The organism is Streptomyces sp. NPDC020597 (genome assembly GCF_044335095.1).
Lineage (GTDB): Bacteria > Actinomycetota > Actinomycetes > Streptomycetales > Streptomycetaceae > Streptomyces.
This window is the reverse complement of sequence record NZ_JBIRUL010000003.1, coordinates 65,568-87,819: the sequence shown is the minus strand read 5'-3', so window position 1 is coordinate 87,819 and position 22,252 is coordinate 65,568. Positions and strand designations below refer to the sequence as shown.

General features: G+C 72.7%; 23 protein-coding genes. 10 read left to right on the top strand and 13 right to left on the bottom strand.

Annotated features, from left to right (window positions below; translation table 11 throughout):
- The first annotated feature begins 107 nt into the window (after nt 1-107).
- A complete protein-coding gene (locus ACH4ZA_RS06535; protein WP_398428313.1) occupies nt 108-1,874 on the top strand; it encodes an FAD-dependent monooxygenase in 1,767 nt (588 codons plus the stop codon).
- 40 nt (nt 1,875-1,914) lie between these two features.
- Here the strand turns inward: ACH4ZA_RS06535 and ACH4ZA_RS06530 are convergent, their stop codons facing one another.
- Nucleotides 1,915-2,103 (bottom strand): hypothetical protein, encoded by a 189-nt coding sequence (locus ACH4ZA_RS06530; RefSeq protein ID WP_319278017.1) that lies wholly within the window; start codon nt 2,101-2,103, stop codon nt 1,915-1,917.
- A gap of 137 nt (nt 2,104-2,240) precedes the next feature.
- The gene (locus tag ACH4ZA_RS06525) at nt 2,241-2,408 is read right to left on the bottom strand and encodes a hypothetical protein (protein WP_319278015.1); all 168 of its coding nucleotides are present in this window, start codon (nt 2,406-2,408) and stop codon (nt 2,241-2,243) included.
- Between the two features lie 472 nt (nt 2,409-2,880).
- Here ACH4ZA_RS06525 and ACH4ZA_RS06520 point away from each other — a divergent pair, with 472 nt between their 5' ends.
- Nucleotides 2,881-3,297, top strand: a complete 417-nt coding sequence (locus tag ACH4ZA_RS06520) for a hypothetical protein (protein WP_319278009.1) — start codon at nt 2,881-2,883, stop codon at nt 3,295-3,297.
- A 404-nt stretch (nt 3,298-3,701) separates the two neighbouring features.
- Here ACH4ZA_RS06520 and ACH4ZA_RS06515 read toward each other — a convergent pair whose 3' ends face one another.
- The gene (locus ACH4ZA_RS06515) at nt 3,702-4,463 is read right to left on the bottom strand and encodes a phosphoglyceromutase (RefSeq protein ID WP_107443310.1); all 762 of its coding nucleotides are present in this window, start codon (nt 4,461-4,463) and stop codon (nt 3,702-3,704) included.
- 173 nt (nt 4,464-4,636) lie between these two features.
- Between ACH4ZA_RS06515 and ACH4ZA_RS06510 the strand changes: the two genes are divergently transcribed.
- On the top strand, nt 4,637-5,977 hold the full coding sequence (locus ACH4ZA_RS06510) for an MDR family MFS transporter (protein ID WP_398428311.1): 1,341 nt from the start codon (nt 4,637-4,639) through the stop codon (nt 5,975-5,977).
- Between the two features lie 64 nt (nt 5,978-6,041).
- Here the strand turns inward: ACH4ZA_RS06510 and ACH4ZA_RS06505 are convergent, their stop codons facing one another.
- Nucleotides 6,042-6,467, bottom strand: coding sequence for a DUF2000 domain-containing protein (locus ACH4ZA_RS06505; protein ID WP_319277996.1), 426 nt, complete (start codon nt 6,465-6,467; stop codon nt 6,042-6,044).
- A gap of 49 nt (nt 6,468-6,516) precedes the next feature.
- Between ACH4ZA_RS06505 and ACH4ZA_RS06500 the strand changes: the two genes are divergently transcribed.
- Nucleotides 6,517-7,326 (top strand): AraC family transcriptional regulator, encoded by an 810-nt coding sequence (locus ACH4ZA_RS06500; protein WP_398428309.1) that lies wholly within the window; start codon nt 6,517-6,519, stop codon nt 7,324-7,326.
- Nucleotides 7,327-7,410: 84 nt separating this feature from the next.
- On the opposite strand, the gene ACH4ZA_RS06495 is transcribed toward ACH4ZA_RS06500, so the two are convergent.
- Together ACH4ZA_RS06495 and mshA are read right to left on the bottom strand one after the other, a co-directional pair.
- Nucleotides 7,411-7,926, bottom strand: a complete 516-nt coding sequence (locus ACH4ZA_RS06495; RefSeq protein ID WP_398428307.1) for a YbjN domain-containing protein — start codon at nt 7,924-7,926, stop codon at nt 7,411-7,413.
- Nucleotides 7,919-9,253, bottom strand: coding sequence for a D-inositol-3-phosphate glycosyltransferase (gene mshA / locus ACH4ZA_RS06490; RefSeq protein WP_319277991.1), 1,335 nt, complete (start codon nt 9,251-9,253; stop codon nt 7,919-7,921). The genes ACH4ZA_RS06495 and mshA overlap by 8 nt, the downstream gene beginning before the upstream one ends.
- Before the next feature lie 203 nt (nt 9,254-9,456).
- Between mshA and ACH4ZA_RS06485 the strand changes: the two genes are divergently transcribed.
- From ACH4ZA_RS06485 to ACH4ZA_RS06475, 3 genes are all read left to right on the top strand, one after another.
- Nucleotides 9,457-10,275 (top strand): class I SAM-dependent methyltransferase, encoded by an 819-nt coding sequence (locus tag ACH4ZA_RS06485; RefSeq protein WP_398428305.1) that lies wholly within the window; start codon nt 9,457-9,459, stop codon nt 10,273-10,275.
- A 292-nt stretch (nt 10,276-10,567) separates the two neighbouring features.
- Nucleotides 10,568-11,665 carry an NlpC/P60 family protein gene (locus ACH4ZA_RS06480; RefSeq protein ID WP_398428303.1) on the top strand — a complete coding sequence of 366 codons (1,098 nt, stop codon included), beginning with the start codon at nt 10,568-10,570 and terminating at the stop codon, nt 11,663-11,665.
- Between the two features lie 283 nt (nt 11,666-11,948).
- Nucleotides 11,949-13,514, top strand: coding sequence for a PP2C family protein-serine/threonine phosphatase (locus ACH4ZA_RS06475; protein WP_398428302.1), 1,566 nt, complete (start codon nt 11,949-11,951; stop codon nt 13,512-13,514).
- Between the two features lie 107 nt (nt 13,515-13,621).
- Here the strand turns inward: ACH4ZA_RS06475 and ACH4ZA_RS06470 are convergent, their stop codons facing one another.
- The 3 genes from ACH4ZA_RS06470 to ACH4ZA_RS06460 form a co-directional block, all read right to left on the bottom strand.
- Entirely contained in the window at nt 13,622-13,957 is a 336-nt protein-coding gene (locus tag ACH4ZA_RS06470) for a DUF2516 family protein (RefSeq protein WP_373430479.1), read from the bottom strand.
- A gap of 181 nt (nt 13,958-14,138) precedes the next feature.
- The gene (locus ACH4ZA_RS06465) at nt 14,139-14,837 is read right to left on the bottom strand and encodes a hypothetical protein (protein ID WP_319277983.1); all 699 of its coding nucleotides are present in this window, start codon (nt 14,835-14,837) and stop codon (nt 14,139-14,141) included.
- Between the two features lie 131 nt (nt 14,838-14,968).
- Nucleotides 14,969-15,397 carry a helix-turn-helix transcriptional regulator gene (locus tag ACH4ZA_RS06460; RefSeq protein ID WP_319277982.1) on the bottom strand — a complete coding sequence of 143 codons (429 nt, stop codon included), beginning with the start codon at nt 15,395-15,397 and terminating at the stop codon, nt 14,969-14,971.
- Between the two features lie 145 nt (nt 15,398-15,542).
- On the opposite strand from ACH4ZA_RS06460, the gene ACH4ZA_RS06455 reads away from it, so the two are divergent.
- The gene (locus ACH4ZA_RS06455) at nt 15,543-16,058 is read left to right on the top strand and encodes a GNAT family N-acetyltransferase (RefSeq protein ID WP_398428300.1); all 516 of its coding nucleotides are present in this window, start codon (nt 15,543-15,545) and stop codon (nt 16,056-16,058) included.
- A gap of 36 nt (nt 16,059-16,094) precedes the next feature.
- Here ACH4ZA_RS06455 and ACH4ZA_RS06450 read toward each other — a convergent pair whose 3' ends face one another.
- Nucleotides 16,095-17,213 carry an NAD(P)/FAD-dependent oxidoreductase gene (locus tag ACH4ZA_RS06450; RefSeq protein WP_319277979.1) on the bottom strand — a complete coding sequence of 373 codons (1,119 nt, stop codon included), beginning with the start codon at nt 17,211-17,213 and terminating at the stop codon, nt 16,095-16,097.
- Between the two features lie 53 nt (nt 17,214-17,266).
- On the opposite strand from ACH4ZA_RS06450, the gene ACH4ZA_RS06445 reads away from it, so the two are divergent.
- Nucleotides 17,267-17,959, top strand: coding sequence for a TetR/AcrR family transcriptional regulator (locus tag ACH4ZA_RS06445; RefSeq protein ID WP_319277978.1), 693 nt, complete (start codon nt 17,267-17,269; stop codon nt 17,957-17,959).
- A 46-nt stretch (nt 17,960-18,005) separates the two neighbouring features.
- Complete coding sequence (locus tag ACH4ZA_RS06440) at nt 18,006-18,482, top strand: SRPBCC family protein (protein WP_319277976.1); 477 nt, start codon at nt 18,006-18,008, stop codon at nt 18,480-18,482.
- A 25-nt stretch (nt 18,483-18,507) separates the two neighbouring features.
- Here ACH4ZA_RS06440 and ACH4ZA_RS06435 read toward each other — a convergent pair whose 3' ends face one another.
- The 3 genes from ACH4ZA_RS06435 to ACH4ZA_RS06425 form a co-directional block, all read right to left on the bottom strand.
- Nucleotides 18,508-20,580, bottom strand: a complete 2,073-nt coding sequence (locus ACH4ZA_RS06435; RefSeq protein ID WP_398428298.1) for a HelD family protein — start codon at nt 20,578-20,580, stop codon at nt 18,508-18,510.
- Between the two features lie 71 nt (nt 20,581-20,651).
- The gene (locus tag ACH4ZA_RS06430; RefSeq protein ID WP_398428297.1) at nt 20,652-21,284 is read right to left on the bottom strand and encodes a helix-turn-helix domain-containing protein; all 633 of its coding nucleotides are present in this window, start codon (nt 21,282-21,284) and stop codon (nt 20,652-20,654) included.
- 43 nt (nt 21,285-21,327) lie between these two features.
- Nucleotides 21,328-22,176, bottom strand: a complete 849-nt coding sequence (locus ACH4ZA_RS06425; RefSeq protein WP_319277969.1) for a hypothetical protein — start codon at nt 22,174-22,176, stop codon at nt 21,328-21,330.
- Nucleotides 22,177-22,252: the final 76 nt, after the last annotated feature.

Genomic DNA, 22,252 nt, shown 5'->3' with positions numbered 1-22,252 from the left:
GGCGGTGACGAGACTCCCGCTCGCCGTTCCCGGGCCGCCGGGCGACGATGGACACGGGACGGGGGCGAGGGGGTGTTTCTGTTCGGGAACTGCAGTGGGAGGCACCCGTGGCGGGCACCGCGACGACCGAGACAGCCGGAACGACGGACGTCCTCATCGTGGGCGCCGGCCCGGTCGGGCTGAGCGCAGCCGCCGAGCTGCGCCGGCACGGTGTGCGCTGCCGCCTCGTCGACCGCCTGCCGGAACGGCTGCCGTACGCCAAGGCGGTCGGCATCCAGCCGCGCACGCTGGAGATCTGGGACCGGATGGGCCTGGCCCGCACGATGCTGGAAGCCGCCGCCGTGCTGCGCGGTCAGCTGACCTACGTCAACGGACGGGAACAGTCCCGCATCGACCTCGAGCTGCCGCCCGAGGTGCCCTACGAGTTCGCCGCGCTGCCGCAGTACGAGACCGAGCGTCTGCTGGAGGAGTACGTGGCCGGCCTCGGCACGCTCATCGAACGCGGCACCGAACTACTGTCCTTCAGCCAGGACGAGGACGGGGTCACCGCACGCCTGCGCACGGCCTCCGGCGCCGAGGAGGAGCTGAGGGCGGGCTACCTGATCGGCTGCGACGGCGCGCACAGCACCGTGCGCAAGGGACTGGGCCTCACGTTCGAGGGGGCGGCCTTCGCCGAGGAGTACATGCTGGGCGACGTCGAAGCAGACTGGGACATGCCCCACGGCTACGGCATCCGCTCCCTGCACCACGCCGCCGACGGTTCCACGGACGACGCCCTGATCTGCGTGCCGCTGCCGGGCGCCGGCCGCTACCGGATGTCGATGCTGGTCCCGCCGGAGCTCTCCACGGGGACGCTCGGCGGATCGTCCGCACGGACGGACGGAGATGGCGGTGCCGGCGCCGGTGCCGTCGAGGGCGCGGGCACGGGCGGGAGCACCGACGAGGGCGACGGTGTGGCGCACGGTCTGGAAGGCGGCCGGACGCCGGAGTTGCATCACCTCCAGGCCGTGGTCGACCGCCTCGCGCCGCGGCCCGCGGTGCTCTCCCGGCTGCGCTGGTCATCCGTGTTCCGCATCAGCCACCGCATCGTCGACCGCTACGGCGAAGGACGTGTCTTCGTCGCCGGGGACGCCGCCCACATCCATCCGCCCACCGGCGCCCAGGGCATGAACACCGGCATCCAGGACGCCTGCAACCTCGCCTGGAAACTGGCGTTCGTCATCCATGGCGAGGCCGGTCCGGCACTCCTGACCACGTATGACGCCGAGCGCCGGCCGGTGGGCGAGGAGGTCGTCGGTCGGACGGTCCGGCACGCCACCCGCGGCATGGAGTCCGACCCCGACGACCCCCGGACCGTGCTGCTGCGCGAGGCCCAGCTCCTGATCGACTACCGCGACGGCCCCCTGGCCACCGACCCGCACGGCCCGCCCGGCGCCCCCCAGCCCGGCGACCGCGCCCCCGACTGCCGCGGCCTGACCGTCCCCGCCTCCGCCTACCCCTGGCGCCTGCTGGACGTGCTGCGGAACCGTCCGGGCCACGTGATCCTCCTGTACGGCGCGGGCCTGACCGACCTGGCGGCGATCGCCGAGGCGGGCCTGCACACCGCCGCCGTCGCCGGCGCCGTCACCGTGGCGGTGCTCGACGGGGACACCGCGCCGTCCGCTCCCGACGCCCTGCCGGTGCCCGCCTACCGCGACACGGCCGGCGAGTTCGCCCGCCTCTACCGTCCCGACGGCCCCACCGGCTTCGTCGTCCGCCCCGACGGCTATCTGGCGGCCCGTTTTCCCCTCACCGCCACGAGGACAGCCCTGTCGGACTACTTCACGACCCTCTCCGCCCCCACCACGTCCCGCCGGGTCACCACCGAAGCGTGACGCAAGGAGCGGTCGGGCGGCGGGGCGGGGCCCGGCGCGCCTATCGCTTCAGCGCCCGGTAGCGTTTCATCAGCGCGGTGATACGCGCCTGGTCGGCCTGGCCGTTGAGTTCGGCGATGAGGTCATCGGGGCACAGCTCATAGAAGTCGCCCCACCACCGACGCCCCCGGTTGTCCCACACCCGATAACCGCCCGGCACTCCCCTGGCCACATACCGCCTCCTGCTCACACGCCCCCGTCCCCGGCACCCTCGCGCCGCCCCCGTCGACCGGCGACTGCGGATCTGCTCTGACCGGCACCCCGCCGTCCCATCTCGACACGTGCATCGTGCGCCTCCCCCGAAGACCGCGCCGCAGAGTGTCCGAGCTATCTCTTGCAGCGCTGGCAGGCTGCGAGCCCTTGCTCCTTCGCCCGGTCCTCGGACATCGACTCCCGACCCATGTACGTGTCCTGCTTGCCGTTCAACGACGGGCAGTCGGTGTCAATGTGGTACTTGGCCCGGTGGTCCCCGATGCGTACGTGAACAGTGCTCATGAGGCCCCCTGAATTGCTTGCCCGACGATGCGTAAGTGCCCGGCCCTTTCCAGTATTTCGCAGAACGCCGACCAGGTATACGCGTTCTCTTCGTACACCGTCGCGGCCGGCAGGGCCCGGGCAAAGAAGCGCCAGTCACCGTCGGCGGGCAACTTGTGGCCGGCACTGCCATACCAGCAGTCCGCGTCGTCGATCCATGGTGGCGTCTGCTTACTTCTTCTTGCCCTGGGTCTGGCGGGCCCGTTTTTTGGCCCTGGTCAGGGGGCTGGTCACCCCGACCGACCTGCGTTCGGCCCGTCGTTGGTGGTCGTTGTCTGTCGTCGTTGGTCGTCCTCGGAGGTCCCAGACGGGTTCCGGGACAGGCCATTTCGTTCGGATCGCCGAACCCTTGGCATGTGAGGGTGACAGTCGAGTCCGGCGCCTTCGGCGGCCTCTGTAGCCTGGCGGTGCTGTACGTCGGGGGGAGCTGACCGTGGAGAACATCCTGTCCGTGGCCATCGGGGCCGCTATCGGCCTCATAGGGGCGGTGTTCGGTTCATGGTTCACCGCGCGCCGGCAGGATCGTATGTGGCTCCGCGAGCAGAAGCTCAAAGCCGGGATCGGCTTCAACACGGCCGTAGTTCAGCTGCTGGACAACCTGAAGGAGACACAGCTGAGTGACGACGGTCCCGGAGCCAACGAGTTGGCGAACCAGATGCAGGAAGCACGCTCAGCCCTCTACCTGCTCTGCACCAGCGACACCGTCGATCTCGCCGATGCTCTCGCGCGTCGGGTCTGGAGCACCCGGCCCACCGACGGCAGGGACGACCGCCGGGCCGAGTTCCGAGAGACGCTAGACCTCCTGCGTCGCTTCACCCACCAACTCCGGCAGGAAATCGCCAGATCGTAGTCCCCGCCGCGTCCGGGCTGACCCACGGGCCTGGTCCGCTTGTCGCTTGTCTTGACGCTTGTCGGCTCGCAAAACAGCGTCCGCCGCGCCTACCGGGCCGGGCCGCACACCAGCGGCCCGGACACGTCGACGCTACAGCCGTCCAGCGTCCACACTCCTCACCCCCACTGCCTGCGCGAATGCGGCCGTGTGGACGCCAGGGCGCTGCGGACGCCGAGATACACCAACTCTCTAGGACGGCGACCGGAACCACTCCCACCTACCGCCCGACGGACACGAGGAGGGCTCTCGGGCAGGCTCTCCGGCCCCAGGATCACACTGGCTGCGGCTCCAGAGAGGTTCCACAGCATGAAAACGCCCCTGAGTCGCGCCGTATGCGCAGCTCAGGGGCATGATCACAGAACCTACTTCTTCTTGCCCTGGTTCTTGACTGCTTCGATCGCTGCTGCGGCCGCCTCGGGGTCGAGGTAGGTGCCGCCGGGGTTGAGGGGCTTGAAGGCGGCGTCGAGTTCGTAGGAGAGGGGGATGCCCGTCGGGATGTTCAGGCCCGCGATGTCCGCGTCCGAGACGCCGTCGAGGTGCTTGACGAGGGCGCGGAGGGAGTTGCCGTGGGCGGCGACGAGGACCGTGCGGCCGGCGAGGAGGTCGGGGACGATGCCGTCGTACCAGTACGGGAGCATGCGGACGACGACGTCCTTCAGGCACTCCGTGCGCGGGCGCAGCTCCGGCGGGATCGACGCGTAGCGCGGGTCGTCCGACTGGGAGAACTCGGTGCCGTCCTCGAGGGCCGGCGGGGGCGTGTCGTAGGAGCGGCGCCACAGCATGAACTGCTCCTCGCCGAACTCCGCGAGGGTCTGGGCCTTGTCCTTGCCCTGGAGGGCGCCGTAGTGGCGCTCGTTCAGGCGCCAGGAGCGGTGGACCGGGATCCAGTGGCGGTCGGCGGATTCGAGGGCCAGCTGCGCCGTGCGGATCGCGCGCTTCTGGAGGGACGTGTGGACCACGTCGGGCAGGAGGTCGGCGTCCTTCAGGAGTTCGCCACCGCGGACCGCCTCCTTCTCGCCCTTCTCGTTGAGGTTGACGTCCACCCAGCCGGTGAACAGGTTCTTCGCGTTCCACTCGCTCTCGCCGTGGCGGAGGAGGATCAGCTTGTACGGTGCGTCGGCCATGCGTCCGAGCGTAATCGACGGCTCCGTGCGGTCGTACATCCGCTCATACAGCGGACATACCGGGGGCACGCCGACGACGATTGACCGTTTCTGTTAATCGAGTGGCCCCGCCCCCCGCTTCCCTCGTAAGTTCTGAGCACCGCCTGCGCCGCTTACATCCCGGGGGATCCGCCATGCCTGCCGCCGTCCTGAGACGTGCCGCCCGAGAAACGCTCTCCGGGCTGCCCCGCGAGTTCTGGTGGCTGTGGACCAGCACCCTCGTCAACCGGCTCGGCGGGTTCGTCGCCACCTTCATGGCGCTGTACCTGACGCTCGACCGCGGCTACTCGGCCTCCTACGCCGGACTCGTCGCCTCGCTGCACGGGCTCGGCGGGGTCGTCTCGTCGCTCGGCGGCGGGGTCATGGCGGACCGGCTCGGGCGGCGGCCCACGCTGCTGGTCGCGCAGACCTCCACCGCCGCGTCCGTGGCGCTGCTCGGGTTCGTGGAGCATCCGGTCGCCATCGCCGCGGTCGCCTTCCTCGTCGGGATGGCCTCCAACGCCTCCCGTCCGGCCGTGCAGGCGATGATGGCCGACATCGTGCGGCCGGAGGACCGGGTCCGCGCCTTCTCGCTGAACTACTGGGCCATCAACCTGGGGTTCGCCGTCTCCTCCATGGCCGCCGGGTTCATCGCCGAGGTCAGCTACCGGGCCGGCTTCCTCCTCGAGGCGGGGATGACGCTGGTCTGCGCGGTCGTCGTCTTCCTGAAGCTGCCCGAGTCGCGGCCCGTGCAGCCGGACAAGGGCGTCCGCGACGGTGACTCGGTCGGGCTGGGGACGGTCCTGCGCGACGGGCGGTTCATGAGCGTCGTCGGGTTGTCCTTCCTCGTGGCGCTCGTCTTCCAGCAGGGCGGTGTGGGCCTGCCCGTGGCGATGGGGGCGGCCGGGTTCACGCCGGCCGACTACGGCATGGCGATCGCCGTGAACGGCGTGCTCATCGTCGTGCTGCAGATCCCCGTGACGCGGTTCATCGAGCACCGCGATCCGCGACGGCTCCTGGTGATCTCCTCGGTCCTCGCGGGGTACGGCTTCGGGCTCACCGCCTTCGCCGGGTCGGTCGGCGTGTTCGCGCTCACCGTCTGCGTGTGGACGCTGGCCGAGATCGTGAACGCCCCGACGCAGACGGGGATCGTGGTCCGGCTCTCCCCCACCCACGGCCGCGGGCGCTACCAGGGCATGTACACGCTGTCGTGGGCGGTGGCGTCGCTGGTCGCCCCGGTGATGTCGGGTGTCGTGATCGACCGGTTCGGCGCGGAGTGGCTGTGGGGGCTGTGCGCGGTCGTGGGGACGGCGGCGGGCGCCGGGTACGCCGTGCTGATGCGGCGGCTGCCGGACGAGGAGCCCGTCACCGCCGACGACCCGGTGACGGGCGGCTCCCCGGCAGCGGAGAACCCGGTCACCGGGAGCCCGGCCGCTGGGAGGCCTGCCACTGGGAGCCCGGTGGCCGCCGCAACGCCCGAGGTCGGCGCCGTCTGAGGCACGGGGCCGATCCGGCGGGCGGGCGCGGGCGCTGGGGGGATGCCCGGCGCCCGTGCGGCGGTCAGGAGTGCATCCGGGCCCCCTTCAGCGCCTTGTCCACCGCGTTCCTCGGGCCGTACACGGCCAGCCCGACCAGGTCCAGCTCGCCGGTGGGGACGGCGCGCACGGCCGCGCGGTTGTCGCGGTCGTTGCCTGTGGCGAAGAGGTCGCTCGTGAACACCGCGCGCGGGAGGGACCGGGAGAGCACGCGCGCGTGAGCGGACTTCAGGGTCTCCTTCGTGCCCTCGAAGACCAGCACCGGCTGGCGGAACATCGGCAGGCAGGGGACGCCGTCCGCGTCCTCGTACGGCTCACCGATCACCTCGGGGAGCTCCGTGCCGAGTCCGCTGACCAGGAACGCGGTGACGTTCAGCCGCTGCCAGGTCTCCAGGTCCTCGCGCAGCAGGACGGCGATCTTCGTGTCGAAGCGGATGGGTTCGCTGTTCATGCAGCGAGAGTGCCGATCGGCGTACGTCCCCGTCTTGTACGTTCTTTGCATGGCAGCCCGGCAGGAGGTCTCCGCCTGGCGCCCGGCGGTACGGGGCGTCGTGGAGGTCTTCCACGCCCACTTCACCGGCTACGCCTACCCGATGCACGTCCACGAGGCCTGGACGCTGCTCATCGTGGACGACGGCGCCGTCCGCTACGACCTGGACCGGCACGAGCACGGGACGCCGCACGACACGGTCTCGTTGCTGCCGCCGCACGTGCCGCACAACGGGTCGCCGGTCACCTCGGACGGCTTCCGCAAGCGGGTCCTCTACCTGGACGCCGGTGTGCTCGGCGAGAACCTCATCGGGGCTGCCGTCGACGCGCCCGACCTGCGCGATCCCGTGCTGCGCCGGCGGGTCGGGCAGCTGCACTCCGCGCTCGCGCGGCCCGGGGACGAGCTGGAGGCCGACAGCAGGCTGGCCCTGATCGGCGAGCGGCTGCGGGTCCATCTGCGGGACCGGCGGCGTCCCGGCCCGCCGCGCCGCGACCCCGGCCCGGCCCGCCGCCTGCGCGAGCTGCTCGACGAGCGGATCGTCGAGGGTCTGGCACTGGACGAGGCGGCGGGGCTGGTGCGGGCCCATCCGGCGCATCTGGTGCGGGCGTTCAGCGGGGCGTACGGCATCGCGCCGCACCAGTACCTCACCGCCCGCCGGGTGGACCTGGCCCGTCGGCTTCTGCTGGACGGGCGGCCGCCGGGCGAGGTCGCCGCGGCGGCCGGGTTCTACGACCAGGCCCATCTCACCCGGCACTTCCGCAAGCTGGTGGGGGTCACGCCGGGGCGGTACGGAGCGGGCCGGAAGTCCTCCGGCCGCTGACCGGCGGCGGCCTGCTCCCCGCCGCCCGGGTCGGCCGGCGGCGTCCGGCGGGTCAGGTCCCGGCCGTCAGGCGGGTCAGGCGGGTCAGGCGGGCGAGGGCCCGGCCGTCCGGCGGGTCAGGTGGGCGAAGGCGTCCAGGTTGCGCGTCGACTCGCCCCGGGAGACCCGCCACTCGTACTCCCGGCGGATGGCGCTCGCGAACCCGAGCTCCAGCAGCGTGTTGAACGCGCCGTCGGCCGCTTCGAGGACCTGGCCCATGAGGCGGTCGATCTCGTCGGCGGTGACCGCGGCGAGGGGCAGCCGGGCGGTGACGTAGACGTCGCCGAGCTGGTCGACGGCGTAACTCACCCCGTACAGCTTGAGGTTGCGCTCCAGCAGCCAGCGGTGGACGCCGGACTCGTTCTCGTCGGGATGGCGGACGACGAAGGCGTTCAGGGAGAGGGAGTGACGGCCCACGATGAGGGAGACGGTCGTCTTGAGCTTGCGGGCGCCGGGGAGCTGGACCACGTACGAGCCGGGCGACGGGCTCTCCCACTCCAGCTCCGCGTCCTTCAGGAAGTCCTCGATGACCTGCGCGGCCGTCTTCTCCACGTCACCCATGCTCGGAGCGTACGCCACGGCGGTGGGCCTGGGCCGCGGCCGCGTAGACGTCCGCGGTGGCGGCGGCGGCGGTGTCCCAGCCGAAGGACCGGGCGTGCGCGGCCGCGGCCTCGCCCATGCGGGCGGGCAGTTCGGGCCCGTCGGCGAACCGCTCGAGCACGCGCGCGTAGTGGGCCGGATCGTGGCCCTGCACCAGGAAGCCGGTCTCGCCGTCCCGGACGGCCACCGGGAGCCCGCCGACCGCGGCCGCGAGGACGGGTGTCCCGGCCGCCTGCGCCTCTATGGCGACCAGTCCGAAGGACTCGCTGTAGGAGGGGACGACCAGCAGCGACGCCGCCCGGAACCAGTCCGCGAGCTGTTCCTGGCCGACCGGCGGCCGGAACCGGACGACGTCGGCGACGCCGAGCCGCGCGGCGAGCTTCTGCAGCCCCTCAGGCTTGGCGAGGCCGCTTCCGCTGGGGCCGCCGACGATCGGCACGACGATGCGGGAGCGGAGCTCGGGGCGCTCGTCGAGCAGCACGGCGACCGCGCGCAGGAGGACGTCCGGAGCCTTCAGCGGCTGGATGCGGCCGGCGAAGAGGGGGATCAGGGCGTCCTGGGGCAGGCCGAGGCGGGCCCGGGCCGCGGCACGGCCGTCCGCGGGGCGGAAGCGTTCGAGGTTGACGCCGGGATGCACGACGGCGACCTTGCCGGGGTCGGCCTGGTAGTGGCGGACGAGTTCCTCGGCCTCCTCCGTCGTGTTGGCGATGAGGCGGTCCGCGGCGACGACGATCTGGGTCTCGCCGATGACGCGGGCGGCGGGCTCGGGGGTGTCGCCGTCGGCCAGGTTGGCGTTCTTGACCTTGGCCATGGTGTGCATGGCGTGCACCAGCGGGGCGCCCCAGCGCTGTGCGGCCAGCCAGCCCACGTGGCCGGAGAGCCAGTAGTGGGAGTGCACGAGGTCGTAGTAGCCGGGACGGTGGCCTGCCCAGGCCTGCATCACCCCGTGCGTGAAGGCGCACAGCTGGGCCGGCAGGTCCTCCTTGGCGAGGCCTTCGTAGGGGCCCGCGTCGACGTGCCGGACGAGGACCCCGGGGGCCAGCTCGACGACGGGCGGCAGGCCGCCGGTCGTGGCGCGCGTGAAGATCTCGACCTCGATGTTGATCGCGGCGAGGCGCTGGGCGAGTTCGACGATGTAGACGTTCATGCCGCCGGCGTCGCCGGTGCCGGGCTGGTGGAGCGGGGAGGTGTGCACGGAGAGCATCGCGACGCGACGGGGGCGGCGGTGCAGCCTGAGCCGCGGCGGAGCCGTCTGGGAGCGACGCCCGAGCTTGTTGACGTAGCTCACGTGGCGGTCCTCCTCGCTGCGGGCATGCCTGAAGGAGGTGTGGAGCGCCCTCCACGGAGCTGCAACCCGGAGGAGCGCATTCCCATTCCGGCGTGTTCCGCGACGGCGGCGTTTTTTGCCCAGCCATTACCGTCTATCGCTCAACCGTTCGATGACGTTCTGCGTGGGAAGCGTGCGCGACCGCACCGCATACCCTCGTAGGCATGACGTCCCGCGCCCCGAGCCGCCCCGTGGGCACGGTCACGCGCGGCACGACGAACCCCAACCGGCTGCGCCGCATGGACCGCTGGATCGCCGCGACGCACGGCCGCGACCTGCGCCGCGCGGCCGATCCCGTCGCCGTCGACCTCGGTTACGGGGCCGCGCCCTGGACCGCCGTCGAGCTGCTGGAGCGGCTTCGCTCCGTCGCCCCGCGCGCGCGGGTCGTGGGCGTGGAGATCGAACCGGCCCGCGTGGCGGCCGCGCGGCCGTACGAGCGCGAGGGGCTGGTCTTCCGGCACGGCGGGTTCGAGATCCCGGTCCCCCGGCGACCGCACCTGGTGCGCGCCGCCAACGTGCTGCGCCAGTACGACGAGGGCGACGTCGCCGCGGTCTGGCGGCGGCTGTGCGCGCGGCTCGCGCCGGCCGAGGCGGCGACCGGGTTCCGCGGCGGCCTGCTCGTCGAGGGGACCTGCGACGAGATCGGGCGCCGGCACGTGTGGGTGGCGCTGGGACCGGAAGGGCCTCGCACGGTCACCTTCGCGACCCGGCTGGGCTCCCTGCAACGGCCTTCGGATCTCGCGGAGCGGCTGCCCAAGGCCCTGATCCACCGCAACGTCCCGGGCGAGCCCGTGCACGCCTTCCTGCGCGACTTCGACCGCGCCTGGGCGGCCGCCGCACCGTACGCGTCGTACGGCGCCCGGCAGCGGTGGATGCGCTCGGTGCGGGACCTGGCGGCCGACTGGCCGGTGACGGACGGGCCGGCGCGCTGGCGGCAGGGCGAAGTGACGGTGCGGTGGGCGGCGTTGTCACCGCGGAACTGACGGTCCGCACGGCCGGACTACCGCCGGACCACGGCCGGACTACCGCCGGACCACGGCCGGACGACCACCGGACGACCACCGGACGACCACCGGACGACCACCGGACGACCACCGGGAACGATCTCCGTGAGTCGTTCGTCACACAGGCGGGGAGAGCGAATGTCGGGGCGGGCGGGAGGGGAAGGACTGCCATGCCGGTTCCGTCGTCACCTCTGTCGTTTTCGGCCGTGACGTGGCACGATCCCCCGAGCGCCAAAGTTACTGACGGTTAATCACACTTGGGGGACGGGGTATGGGCACGGGGAAGCGCGGCCTGCTCGCTGCAGCGGTGACCGTCGTCTGCGCGGTCACCGTGCTGGGGGCGCCGGGTGTGGCGTTCGCCAGTCCCCGCCCCACGCCGGAGCCTGCTCCGTCGGCGAGTTCGGCGGCCCCCGCGCTTCCCTCGACCGCCACCACCAAGGACCTCGAGGCCGTCCGCACCCAGCTCGAAGCGCTCTACCACGACGCCGCGGTGGCCACCGACGCCTACAACGCGGCCGAGGAAGCGGCGCAGAAGCAGTCGGCGGAGATCGTCGAGCTGGCCAAGAAGATCGTCGCGGGCCGGCAGAAGCTGGACGAGCTCAAGGACCGCGCGGGCGCCGCCGCCCGCGCCCAGTACCGCACGGGCGGCCTGCCCGACGAGGCGCAGCTGATGCTGAGCGACGACCCCTCGGAGTTCCTCGACGGCGCGGGCCGGGTCCGCCAGGGGCAGCGCGCGACCAAGGGCCTCATCGGCCAACTGACGCAGGTCCAGCAGGACTTGGAGCAGTACTCCAAGGACGCCTCCGTCCAGTGGCAGAAGCTGGAGGCGGGCCGCAAGGCCAAGGCTGCGGCCCAGAAGAAGATCGAGAAGCAGATCTCCGCGGCGGAGGAGCTCGAGTCCCGGCTGGAGAAGAAGGAGAAGGAGCGCCTCGAGCAGCTGGAGGCACAGATCGCGCAGAAGGCGCAGACCGCCTGGCTGGACACCGGCATCCTCAAGGAGATCGACAGCGCGGCGTCCGCGCAGGGCAAGGTGGCCGTGCAGTTCGCCACCGCCCAGATGGGCAAGCCGTACGTGTGGGGCGCCGAGGGGCCGGACAGCTTCGACTGCTCCGGTCTGACCTCCGAGGCCTGGAAGAGCGCCGGACGGCCGATCCCCCGCACCTCGCAGGAGCAGTGGAAGCAGTTGCCGCACGTCGCCGTCCAGGACATGCGCCCCGGCGACCTGATCATCTACTTCAGCGACGCCAGTCACGTCGCGATGTACGTGGGCGACGGCGCGATCATCCACGCCCCGCGCCCGGGCCGCACCGTCACGCTCGCGGGAGCGGGCACGATGCCGATCCTCGGGGTGGTCCGGCCGGACGCGTGACCTCGGGACAGGGCCCGTCCGACACCCGCGCGACCTCGCCCGTGTGACCCAGGGCACCTCCGCGGACCGCCGGACTCCGGGCCGAAGTGACGTTCGTCATCCCCGAGCGGGTACCGGCCTGTCCAACTGCGGTAGGGATCGCGGCATATGACAGGGGCCAGAGATCAAGCGGCGTGCCGTACGCCATTCCGTTGCGGCGCCTTCTGCCGCTATGGTCCCCGTCGGTGGGTCGAGGTCCCTCGCCCCCGCCATGCCCTCGGGGGGAGGGAAGGAACCCAAGACCATGCCCGTACCCGTACCGCGGCAGAGAGCGATCCCGGCCGTGGAAAGTGGTCAGGCGCAGGCCGTGCCCGCAGTCGGCGGCCCCTCCGAGGAAGAAGCCGGCCGCCGGGAGGAGCAAGCCTGTCGCAACGAGACGACGGTGGCGAACGACGCCGTCCCCTCCGGCGCGCACCACGACGCGCCCGACGGAGCCCACCCGCGCCCCCAGGACGGCGCGCACCGCAACACCCGTGACGAAGCACCGGGCGTCCCGCCCGCGGACGGCGTCCACCAGAGCGCGAGCACCGCAGGCACGAGCACCTCAGGCGCGAGCGCGCCCGGCGTCGCCGTGGCCGGCATCACCGCGCCGGGTACGGCTGCGGGCGCGACCGGTGCGGGCGCCGCGCACACCCCCCTCACGCTGCTGCTGATCGAGGACGATCCCACCGCAGCGCCGATCTTCCGCGACCTGCCCGACTCGGACGGCAGGCCGATCCGGGTGCGCACCGCCCGCAACCTCACCGAGGCCGAGCGGCTGCTCACCGACGACGTGCACTGCATCCTGCTGGACATCGCGCTGCCCGTGCCGGGCCGCACGTCCGCAGCCGCCGGCGACGACGAACTCGCCGTGCTGCGGCACGTCCTGCGACTCGCTCCCCGGCATGCCGTGCTCGCCCTCACCGCCTCCGGCGACGCCGAGCGCGGCGCGGAAGCCGTACGCGTGGGCGCGCAGGACTACCTTTTCAAGGACGAGCTGGACGGCCGTCTGCTGAGCCGCGCGATCCGGTACGCGGTGGAGCGGAAACGTTCCGACACGGCTGAGCGGAGGCTCGCCGAGGGCAAGCTGCGCGCGCAGGAGAACGCCCGCCTGGAGCGCGGCCTGCTGCCCACGCCGCTGCTCGAGGGCTCCCCGCTGCGGTTCGCCGCCCGCTACCGGCCCGGCCGCTCGCGCGCCCTGCTGGGCGGCGACTTCTACGACACCGTCCGCACGCCCGACGGCACCGTGCACGCCATGATCGGCGACGTCTGCGGACACGGCCCGGACGAGGCCGCGCTCGGGGTGGAGCTGCGCATCGCCTGGCGGGCGCTGACGCTGGCGGGCCTGTGCGGGGACCAGCTGCTGAACACGCTGCAGCAGGTGCTGGAGCACGAGCGTGACGACGACGAGATCTTCGCGACGCTGTGCACGGTGGACATCGCGCCCGACGGCCGCCGGGCGGGCCTGTGCCTGGCCGGTCACCCGGCGCCGCTGATCGCCCGCCCGGACCGGCCCGCCCGCCTGCTGCCGTACGAGAACAACGGCCCCGCTCTCGGTCTGCTGCCGGGCGCCCGCTGGCCACGGATGCAGGTCGAGCTGGGCGCGGAGTGGAGCCTGATGCTGTACACCGACGGCCTCATCGAGGGGCGGATCGGCGAGGGCAGGGAACGGCTCGGCCAGGACGGCATGGTGCAGATGATCCGCCGCCAGCTCGCCGAGGGGCTGACCGGGGAGGCGCTGCTGCGCGCCGCGGTGAGCGAGGTGCGTGAGCTCAACGGGGGCGAGCTGACGGACGACGTCGCGGTGGTCCTGCTGGACCGGGTGCCGTAGACGACCCGGGACGCGGCGCCCCTGGCCGGACCCCCGGCGCAGTCCGCGCGGCGCGCGTCCACCGCCGACCCGGCGTCCGCCGCCGCGCTCAGCTTCCGCAGTCGCGCTCAGCGTCCGCCGTTGTACGGGCCGTACGGGCCGTCGCTGCTGCTGCCGCCGCGCCGCCGGCCCCAGCCGCCGCCCGAGACCTGCCGGAGGGCCGGGCGGACGTCCACGAAGAAGACGATCGAGGCGACCAGGCCCGCGAGCTGCAGGAAAAGCATCGGCACCAGGAGGTTCACCGCGACCGCGATGCCGAGGATGATCAGCCAGAAGCCCTTGTTCTGCTTGTCGGCGGCCCGGTACGCGTCGTCGCGGAACAGCGCGGCCATCACCAGTGCCACCACGGCGAAAGCCAACATGGCGAGGTAGAGCAGCCACATCAGCCCCGCGAAGCCTGCCATCAGCACAACGCCCACCACCTGATTCGACGCGTCTCGTCTCGGACCCGACCTGCTCGTGTCCAACGCGGTCACCGTACCCGCAACCGGACTCCCGCTACCCGTTCAACGGGCCGGGCACCTCGTCAGTGCCCGGCCCGTGTCCGTATGTCGTTCTGCGCCGTGTCCGCCCCGGCCGTCGGTCTCACTTGGCGGGCGGCGTCGTCTTCTTCGCGGCGGGCTTGCGCACCGGGGCCTTCCGGGCGGCGGGCTTCTTCGCCGCGGCGGTCTCGGAGCGGGCCTCGGCCGGCGCGCCCTTCGGCTCGTCGGTGCGCAGCTGAACCGGCTCGGCCTTCGGCGTCGTCTTCGGCTCGGCGTTCGGCTCGACCGCGATCGCGAGCTCCTCGATCTCCTCGGCGGCCTCGCCGCGCCAGGTCTTCACGGCCTGCTCGCCGTGCTCGGCGACCTTCTCGTAGGTCTCACGGGCCTTGACGGCGTACTCGGCGGCGACGCCGACACCGCGCAGGGCGAGGTCCTGGGCGGACTCGCCGAGCTTCTTCAGGTCGGCGTCGAGGGTGCTGCCGATCTTCTTGATGTCGCCGTCGAGGGTGCTGATGAAGTCGGTGACCTTGGCCTGGAGGGACTCCTGCGCCTCCTTGGCGCGGGCGGTCGCCTCCTTGGCGCGGGCGGTCGCCTCCTTGGCGCGGGCGTTGGCCTTCTCCTGCACGGACTTCGGGTCGGTGTTGCGGACGGCCTCGAAACGCGCCGGGGCCTCGGAGCGCAGCTGCTCCACCAGGCCCGGCACCTTCTTCGCCTGCTGGAGGGCCAGGTCGGCGGTGCCTGCGGCGAAGTAGAGCGGAGTCGGGTCGCTGAAGGTCTTGCGCAGGTCGTCGGTGATGGCCATGGTGAAGGTCCTCCCGGATTCACATTCGTCTGTGTTCGTCTGTGGGTCGTGCGCGCCGAGTACGTCCTGGTACGTCGTCCTCGGCCGAGGTCGTGCGGTTCCGCAGCGGTGCGGCCGGTCCCCTGGTCCGGTCAACCGGCCGTCTGCTGCGGATCGACGTCGCTCTCGTGGGCCCGCGGGCCCGCTCCGTCCGTGCGGCCGTCGTCGCTCCCGATCCCGTTCTCCCTGCGGAAGGACTCGTAGATCTGGAGCAGCGCCTGCTTCTGACCCTCGGTCAGGGTGGGATCGGCGAGGATGACCGCCCGGGTCTCGACCTCGTCCCGGTCCCGCTCCGCGTCGAGGATGCCGGCCCGCACGTACAGCGTCTCGGCGGAGATCCGCAGCGCCTTGGCGACCTGCTGCAGCACCTCCGCGCTCGGCTTGCGCAGCCCGCGCTCGATCTGGCTCAGATACGGATTGGACACCCCGGCGGCGTCGGCGAGCTGCCGGAGCGACAGCTGCGCGTTGCGCCGCTGCTCGCGCAGGTAGTCACCGAGATTGCCGACGTTGAGCGATGCCATGCCTCCACCTTGCACCACCCTCGCTAACTATTGCAAGCACCTGCTTGCAAAAGTGTTCCGCACCACTCCGCGCACCTCACCGGAAATGACCGGGAACGCGATGTTCCCGCCTCGATAGGCTCGGCGCATGATACGGGTGCGTCCTATGCGAGAAGAGGACATCTGCGGCGTTTCCACGGTGCGGGTGAAGGGCTGGCAGGCCGCCTATCCGGGCATGGTGCCGCAGGGCCACCTCGACGCACTCTCGGTCGCCGAGGACGCCCGCATGCGCCGTGACATGTTCGCGCGCGGCACGGGGAGCGTCCTGAACCTCGTCGCCGAGGAAGACGGAGCCGTGGTCGGCTGGGCGGCACTCGGCCCCTCCGCGGAAGAGGACCGCGAAGCCGAGGACGGTGAACTGCTCGCGCTCTACGCGGCCCCCGACCGCCTCGGCGCCGGCGTCGGGAAGGCGCTGATGCAGCAGACGCTGGCCGCCGCCCGGGAGCGCGGGTTCCGCAGGCTCGTGCTCTGGGTGATCGCCGCCAACACCAGGGCCCGCCGCTTCTACGAGCGGGGCGGCTTCGTGCTGGACGGCCGCGCGGCGGACTGGTCGGTCGACGGCACGGCCGTCCCCGAAGTCCGCTACTCCAAGGATCTCGCGCCGCCGGACTCGCGAGGGTGAGCCCAGCGAGGTCTCACCGCCTCACGCGCCCGGCGGTCAGGAGGGCTGGACCTGGTCGAAGAGGGCGACGGCCTGAGCGGGGTCCGGGCTCACGAGACGCTCCAGACCGGCCGTCGTGATCTTCGCCCACTTCTCGGCCCGGGCCCACATCCGTTCCTCGAAGGCGCGGACGGCGTCGTCCAGATCCGCGGGGGCGGCGGCGACGGCCTCGGCCAGTTCGGCGCCCTCCAGCATCGCGAGGTTCGCGCCCGCCCCCAACGGCGGCATCAGATGGGCGGCGTCGCCCAGCAGCGTCACCCCGGGGACGTGGGTCCAGGTGTGGGAGACGGGCAGGACGTAGAGGGGGCGGTGGACGAAGACGGCGCCGTGGCGGAGCAGGTCGAGGACGGGAGCGGCCCAGCCGTCGAACAGGGCCAGCAGGCCGGATCGCACGGCCCCGGCGTCGGCCGGGTCCAGGTGCGCGTGCCAGTCCAGCGGCGCGCGGAACTGGGCGTACACCTTGACGTGGCCGCCGCTGTTGCGCTGGGCGACGAGCTTGCGGTTCACCCCGTACACGGCCATGGAGCCGTCGCCGACCAGCCGGGCGAGGTCGGGATGGCGGGCGTCGACGTCGTCGAGGGAGGTCTCGACCGTGGTGATGCCGGTGTAGTGCGGCCGCACCGGCGAGACCGCCGGGCGGGTGCGGGACCAGGCGCCGTCGGCGCCGACCACGAGGTCGAAGGTCTCCTCCCGCCCGTCCTCGAAACGGACCAGGGCGCCGTCCCCGCCCCCCGGCGCCACCTGCGTCACACCCCGCCCCCACTGGACGTCGAGGGGGCCGAGCAGCAGGTCGCGGAGTTGGCGCCGGTCGATCTCGGGGTTGGCCTGCTCGTCCGGATCGGGTCGCCAGTCGCGCAGGACGGTCCCGGCCGGGTCCAGGATGCGCATGGCCTGCCCCTCGGGACGGGACAGCGCCCGGAACCCCGCCAGCAGTCCCGCCTTGTCCAGGGCGAGCTGGCCCAGCCCTTCGTGCAGGTCCAGCGTGCCGCCCGGGGGGCGGGCGTCGGGGCCGGCATCGCGTTCGAGGACGGTGACGGGGTGACCGTGGCGGTGCAGGACACGAGCGAGGGTGAGGCCGCCGGGGCCGCTCCCGATCACTGCGATGCGTCGTCTCATGCCGATACACCGTATTGGCTCGGTACGATGTATCGCAAGAGTACGGTGTGACCATGACTGTGTGGGACCGGCCGGAGCCGCCGACTCGCCCCGTGCCGCTCGACCGGGAGCGGATCGTCGCCGCCGCCGTGGCGCTGGCCGACGAGGGCGGGCTGGAGGCGGTGTCCGTGCGCAAGGTCGCCGCCCGGCTGAACGCCGGCCCGATGCGGCTGTACGGGTACATCTCCACCAAGGAGGAGCTGTTCGACCTCATGGTGGACGCGGTGCAGGCCGAGATCCTCCCCGACGGGCAGCCCGGTGACTGGCGGGAGACGCTGGCCGACCTCGCCCACCGCACCCGGCGGGCCGCTCTGCGCCACGAATGGCTGGCCGACCTGCTCGGCGGCCGCCCGGCCCTCGGCCCGAACGGTCTCGCCCTGACCGAGGCCACGCTCGCCGCCCTCGACGGCCTCGCCGACGTCGACACCGTCATGCGTGCCGTGGAGACCGTCAGCGCCTACTTCACCGGCGCGATCAGGCGCGAGATCGCGAACCTGCGGGCCGAGCGCGCCACGGGCCTGTCCAAGCACGACTGGCAGCGCGCCTTCGGCCCGCATGTGACGCGCATGCTGGCCACCGGCCGCTTCCCGGCGCTGGCCAGAGCCGTGCACGACGGCACGGACGTGGACGCCGGGACGTCCTTCGCGACCGGCCTGGACTGGGTCCTCGACGCCGTGGCCGCCAAGCTCACCCTGCCCCCGGCATGACGCCCAGCCCCGGCCCCCGGCCCGACCACTTCTACGGAGGAACCCAGTGGAACGCCTGTGGGAGATACAGGAGAGCATCGTCGTCGACGCTCCCGGCGCGAAGGTCTACGCGGCGCTGTCCCGTCTGCGGAACATGGGCAGATGGAGCCCGGAATGCTTCTACGTGTGGCACCGCGGCACGACGGCACGCGAAGGGACCCGATTCGTGGGGTTCAACCGCAAGGGCCCCCTGGTGTGGTTCACGACCTGCCGGGTCACCGTGGCCGACGCTCCCCACGAGTTCGCGTTCCGGGTGAGCTCCTTCGGCCTGCCCGTGGCCCTGTGGGGCTACCGCCTCGAGCCCGAGGGCGAGGGGACCCTCGTCACCGAGTACTGGCAGGACCTGCGCAGCGGGGTCGGCGCGCGCCTCACGGAGCTGCTCGGACTGCTGTTCACGGGCACCCGCCCCGAGGCCCGGGCGGCGGCCAACCGGGCCGGCATGCGCACCACACTGCTACGGCTGAGCCGAGCCGTGACGGCCTGACGAACACACCCGCCCCACCCCTGCATCACTCCTCCGTGTCCCACGGCAGGGCGCGTTCGTGCACCACGTCCAGACGGGAGACCGCCCGGGTGAGGACCACGTAGAGGCGGTTCAGGCCGCGGCGCTCCGACTCCGCGACGGCCGCCGGTTCGACGGCGACGACGTGGTCGTACTCCAGGCCCTTGACGACGGTCGCGGGGACCACCGTCACCCGGGCGGGCGGGTCCTCGGGGCCGGCGGCCGGGACGCCGGACGCGAGGAGGGCCTCGCGGATCCGGTCGGCCTGGGAGTCCGCGGCGATGACGCCGACCGAGCCCTCGCGGGCGAGCGCGTCGCGGACGGCGGCGACGACCGCCGCCGGAAGGTCGCCGTCGGCCCGCCGGACGCGCAGTTCGCCGTCCCGGCGCAGCGAGCGGGCCCTGGGCACGTCGGCGCCGAGGCGGTCGAGGAGCCGGCCCGCGAGGGCGAGCACGGCGGCCGGAACGCGGAAACCCGTGGTCAGCGGCACGATCGTGGCATCCGGCTTGCCCAGGTGGGTCAACTGGACCCGCCACGAGGACGCGGCCCACTCCGTGGTGCCCTGGGCCAGATCGCCGAGGACCGTGAGCGAGCCGAAGCGGACCCGGCGGGCGACGGCCCGGCACTGCATCGGCGAGAGGTCCTGCGCCTCGTCGACGACGACATGGCCGTATCCCCGAGGATGGTCCAGCAGTCCGGCGATCTCGTCGAGGAGGACGAGGTCGGCGGCCGACCAGCGTGCCGACCTGGGCGTGCGGGGCGGGCGCGCCCAGAGCAGGGCCCGCTGCTCCTCGGCGTCCAGGACGCCGTCCGCGGCGCGGGCCAGTTCCCGCGGGTCGCTCAGGAGCCGGGCCAGCACCTCCGCGGGCCGCGCCTTCGGCCACACCGCCTCCACGCAGGCGCTCACCGGCGCGGCTCGTTCGATCCGGCGTGTCCAGGAGGCCGGGCGGGGGCCGCTGCGGCGTTCCACCTGCGTCTGGAGCAGGCGCACGATCCGGGCCCGCACCCGCTCGCGGCCGGTGTCGTAGGGCGGCGCCTCGGCCAGCACGGTGGCGACGATCTCCGTCAGCGCCGGGCCGGCGATCCGCCAGTGGCCCGAGCCCTCGGGGACGTGCAGGTCCTCGGCGCGGTCGGCCGCCACCCGTCCGTACACGGCCCGGCGCAGCACCTCGGCCATCCGCGGGTCGTGTTTGACGGCGGCGGTCCGCTCGGAGTCCGTGCCGGTCGCCCGGTGGCCGGCGGCGATCTCGTCCTGGAGCGTCGACTGCCGGACGCCGGTCTCGCCGAGGGAGGGGAGCACCTCGGCGATGTAGGAGAGGAAGGCGCGGTGGGGGCCGAGGATCAGCAGCCCGCCGCGCTGGATGCGCCGCGGGTGCGTGTAGAGGAGGTAGGCGGCCCGGTGCAGGCCGACCGCGGTCTTGCCGGTGCCGGGTGCGCCCTGCACGCACACCGATACGGCGAGGTCCCCGCGTACGAGGTCGTCCTGCTCGGGCTGGATGGTCGCGGCGATGTCCCGCATCGGGCCCACCCGGGGGCGTTCGATCTCGCGCGCGACGATGCCGCCGTCCGGCCCGCCGACGGCGGCACCGGCGACGCCGTCGCCGCCCCCGTCAAGCCGCTCGTCCTCCAGGCCCGTGAGGTCGGCGGAGTCGCCCCGGCTGCCCAGGGCCCAGCCGAACCGCCGCCGTACGGCCACGCCCTGCGGGTCGCGCACGCTCGCCTGGTAGAAGGCGCGGGACACGGGGGCGCGCCAGTCGACGACGAGCGGCGGGGCGGCCGGGTGCTCGCTGACGCGGAGCCGCCCGATGTGGTGGGCGAGGCCCTCGTGCGCGCCTCCCGTGCCGGGCGCGAAGTCGAGCCGGCCGAAGAACAGCGGGCCTTCGGGCAGTTCGTGCAGGGCTTTGGCATGGCTGCGCAGTCGGTAGCCGAGGACTTCGGCGTCGGCGCCGGAGGCGGAGACGTCCTCGCCGGTGACGACCTGGAGGTCGGCGCCTTCGACCATCGCGGCGAAGGCGGCACGGCAGGCGTCGTGGTGGGCGCGTTCGGCGTGCAGGGCGGTGTCGAGGTCGGGTGCCGTCATACGGCGAGGATACCGAATACCGTTACCCGGTTACATTTCTTACCTGGTAATGATCATTGAGCGGCCACGGGTCACCGGGCGAGCCGCGGCAGCCCCGTCTCCAGCGTGTCGAAGGCGCGTTCCGCCGCGGCCACCGCGTCGCCCCGCACGTCCTGAAGCCGCTCGCCCGCCGCGACCCGCCGCCAGGTGTCCTCGGCGAGGATCCGCCGGACGGCGATGATCTGGCCGGCCGCCAGCCGGGCGTCGAGGGCGGTGGGCAGGTCGTCGGCCAGGGCCTCGGCGAGGGCGGCCTCGGAACGCTCCAGGTAGCCGTACAGCCTGGCGACCAGGGAGGGGGTGCCGTAGAGGAGGTCGTAGAAGGCCCGCACCTGCGGGTGGTCGTTGAGGCCGGTGACGGGGTCCCCGGCGGCCAGCCCGTCGAGGAAGTGCCGGCGCAGGGCGGCCAGCGGCGCGATCCCCTCACCGCGCGCCGCGGCGACGACGCGTGCCGCCTCCCCCTCGTGGTCGGCGATCCGGTGCAACACCAGATCCTCCTTGGTCGGGAAGTACCGGAACAGCGTCGGCTTGGAGATCTCGGCCGCGGCGGCCACCTCGGCGACGGACACCGCGTCGAAACCGCGCTCGAGGAAGAGCCGGACGGCGACCTCCGACACGGCCTTGTACATCCGCTGCCTCTTGCGCTCACGCAGCCCGGTCGCACTCATGACGTGAGCGTACGGGGCGTGGAAGCGGCGTGCGGAACGCCGGTCACGAGCCCGGACCGCGCCACGGGGGCGGCGCGGCCAGACTCCACAGGTCGTCGAGGTGCTTGTTCCACGCGGCGATCGCGGCCCGCGCGTCGTCCGTCCCCTCCTGGGACCAGACGTTGAGGTCCGTGCGGTAGCCCTTGGGGTCGTAGTACTCCGGGGATGCGCTGCTGAGCACCGTGCGGGCCACGACGTCGTAGAGCCCGTGCAGCACCAGCGCCCGGTTGAACACGCAGATCTTGTCCCGCGGTATGCCGGGATAGAGCCGGTACTCGCAGCGGGCCGTGACGCGGCCGCGGACCGTCAGTCGCTCGGCGATCCCGTACAGCGTCTCGTCGAACTCGCGGCACTTGGCTTCCAGGCGTTTGCGGAAGTCGGGGTCGTCCACCGGGAGCCCCTGCGCCCCGACCCTCGACGGCACCGTCATCGACTGCCCGAAGTCGGGGATGAGCACCCGGATGGTGACGTTGCGCGTGGGACCGGGGTCCTCCAGCAGCCCCTCCAGGCGGTGGTACAGCTCGTTGTAGAGCGTCTCCCCCGTGTAGCCGAGGAACGCGATGTCCACCGTGCGGGCGCGGAAGGCCTCGCTCACGAAGAGGCCGAGCTCGCGCGAGTTCACCTGCCCGCGCACGGGCACGCGCAGCGCGGTCGACAGGTCCTTCACCGCGTCGTAGAGCACGTACCCGACCAGGCTGAGGAGGGCGCCGCCGAGAAAGGCCTTGCCCTCCAGGGCGTCACCGACCGGCTTGACGAACTGGGCCGTCAGGCCGGTGACGAAGATCCCGAGCAGCAGGATCCGGGTGACCGTCGGCTCGAAGCGTTCCTGGTAGCGCCGCAGCGTGTCCCCCACGCCGCCCCCACCCGTCGTTCGGCTCCCCCGCGCGGACATGTCCGACCCCCTCGCGCCTCACGCCCGACGGGCGTCA

Excerpts from the sequence above, each read along its gene's own strand:
- ACH4ZA_RS06525 (WP_319278015.1), bottom strand. The coding sequence starts at position 2,408 with ATGAGCACTGTTCACGTACGCATCGGGGACCACCGGGCCAAGTACCAC.
- ACH4ZA_RS06515 (WP_107443310.1), bottom strand. The coding sequence starts at position 4,463 with ATGGCCGACGCACCGTACAAGCTGATCCTCCTCCGCCACGGCGAGAGC.
- ACH4ZA_RS06510 (WP_398428311.1), top strand. The coding sequence starts at position 4,637 with ATGCCTGCCGCCGTCCTGAGACGTGCCGCCCGAGAAACGCTCTCCGGG.
- ACH4ZA_RS06505 (WP_319277996.1), bottom strand. The coding sequence starts at position 6,467 with ATGAACAGCGAACCCATCCGCTTCGACACGAAGATCGCCGTCCTGCTG.
- ACH4ZA_RS06500 (WP_398428309.1), top strand. The coding sequence starts at position 6,517 with ATGGCAGCCCGGCAGGAGGTCTCCGCCTGGCGCCCGGCGGTACGGGGC.
- ACH4ZA_RS06495 (WP_398428307.1), bottom strand. The coding sequence starts at position 7,926 with ATGGGTGACGTGGAGAAGACGGCCGCGCAGGTCATCGAGGACTTCCTG.
- ACH4ZA_RS06485 (WP_398428305.1), top strand. The coding sequence starts at position 9,457 with ATGACGTCCCGCGCCCCGAGCCGCCCCGTGGGCACGGTCACGCGCGGC.
- ACH4ZA_RS06480 (WP_398428303.1), top strand. The coding sequence starts at position 10,568 with ATGGGCACGGGGAAGCGCGGCCTGCTCGCTGCAGCGGTGACCGTCGTC.
- ACH4ZA_RS06475 (WP_398428302.1), top strand. The coding sequence starts at position 11,949 with ATGCCCGTACCCGTACCGCGGCAGAGAGCGATCCCGGCCGTGGAAAGT.
- ACH4ZA_RS06470 (WP_373430479.1), bottom strand. The coding sequence starts at position 13,957 with ATGGCAGGCTTCGCGGGGCTGATGTGGCTGCTCTACCTCGCCATGTTG.
- ACH4ZA_RS06465 (WP_319277983.1), bottom strand. The coding sequence starts at position 14,837 with ATGGCCATCACCGACGACCTGCGCAAGACCTTCAGCGACCCGACTCCG.
- ACH4ZA_RS06460 (WP_319277982.1), bottom strand. The coding sequence starts at position 15,397 with ATGGCATCGCTCAACGTCGGCAATCTCGGTGACTACCTGCGCGAGCAG.
- ACH4ZA_RS06455 (WP_398428300.1), top strand. The coding sequence starts at position 15,543 with ATGCGAGAAGAGGACATCTGCGGCGTTTCCACGGTGCGGGTGAAGGGC.
- ACH4ZA_RS06450 (WP_319277979.1), bottom strand. The coding sequence starts at position 17,213 with ATGAGACGACGCATCGCAGTGATCGGGAGCGGCCCCGGCGGCCTCACC.
- ACH4ZA_RS06445 (WP_319277978.1), top strand. The coding sequence starts at position 17,267 with ATGACTGTGTGGGACCGGCCGGAGCCGCCGACTCGCCCCGTGCCGCTC.
- ACH4ZA_RS06435 (WP_398428298.1), bottom strand. The coding sequence starts at position 20,580 with ATGACGGCACCCGACCTCGACACCGCCCTGCACGCCGAACGCGCCCAC.
- ACH4ZA_RS06430 (WP_398428297.1), bottom strand. The coding sequence starts at position 21,284 with ATGAGTGCGACCGGGCTGCGTGAGCGCAAGAGGCAGCGGATGTACAAG.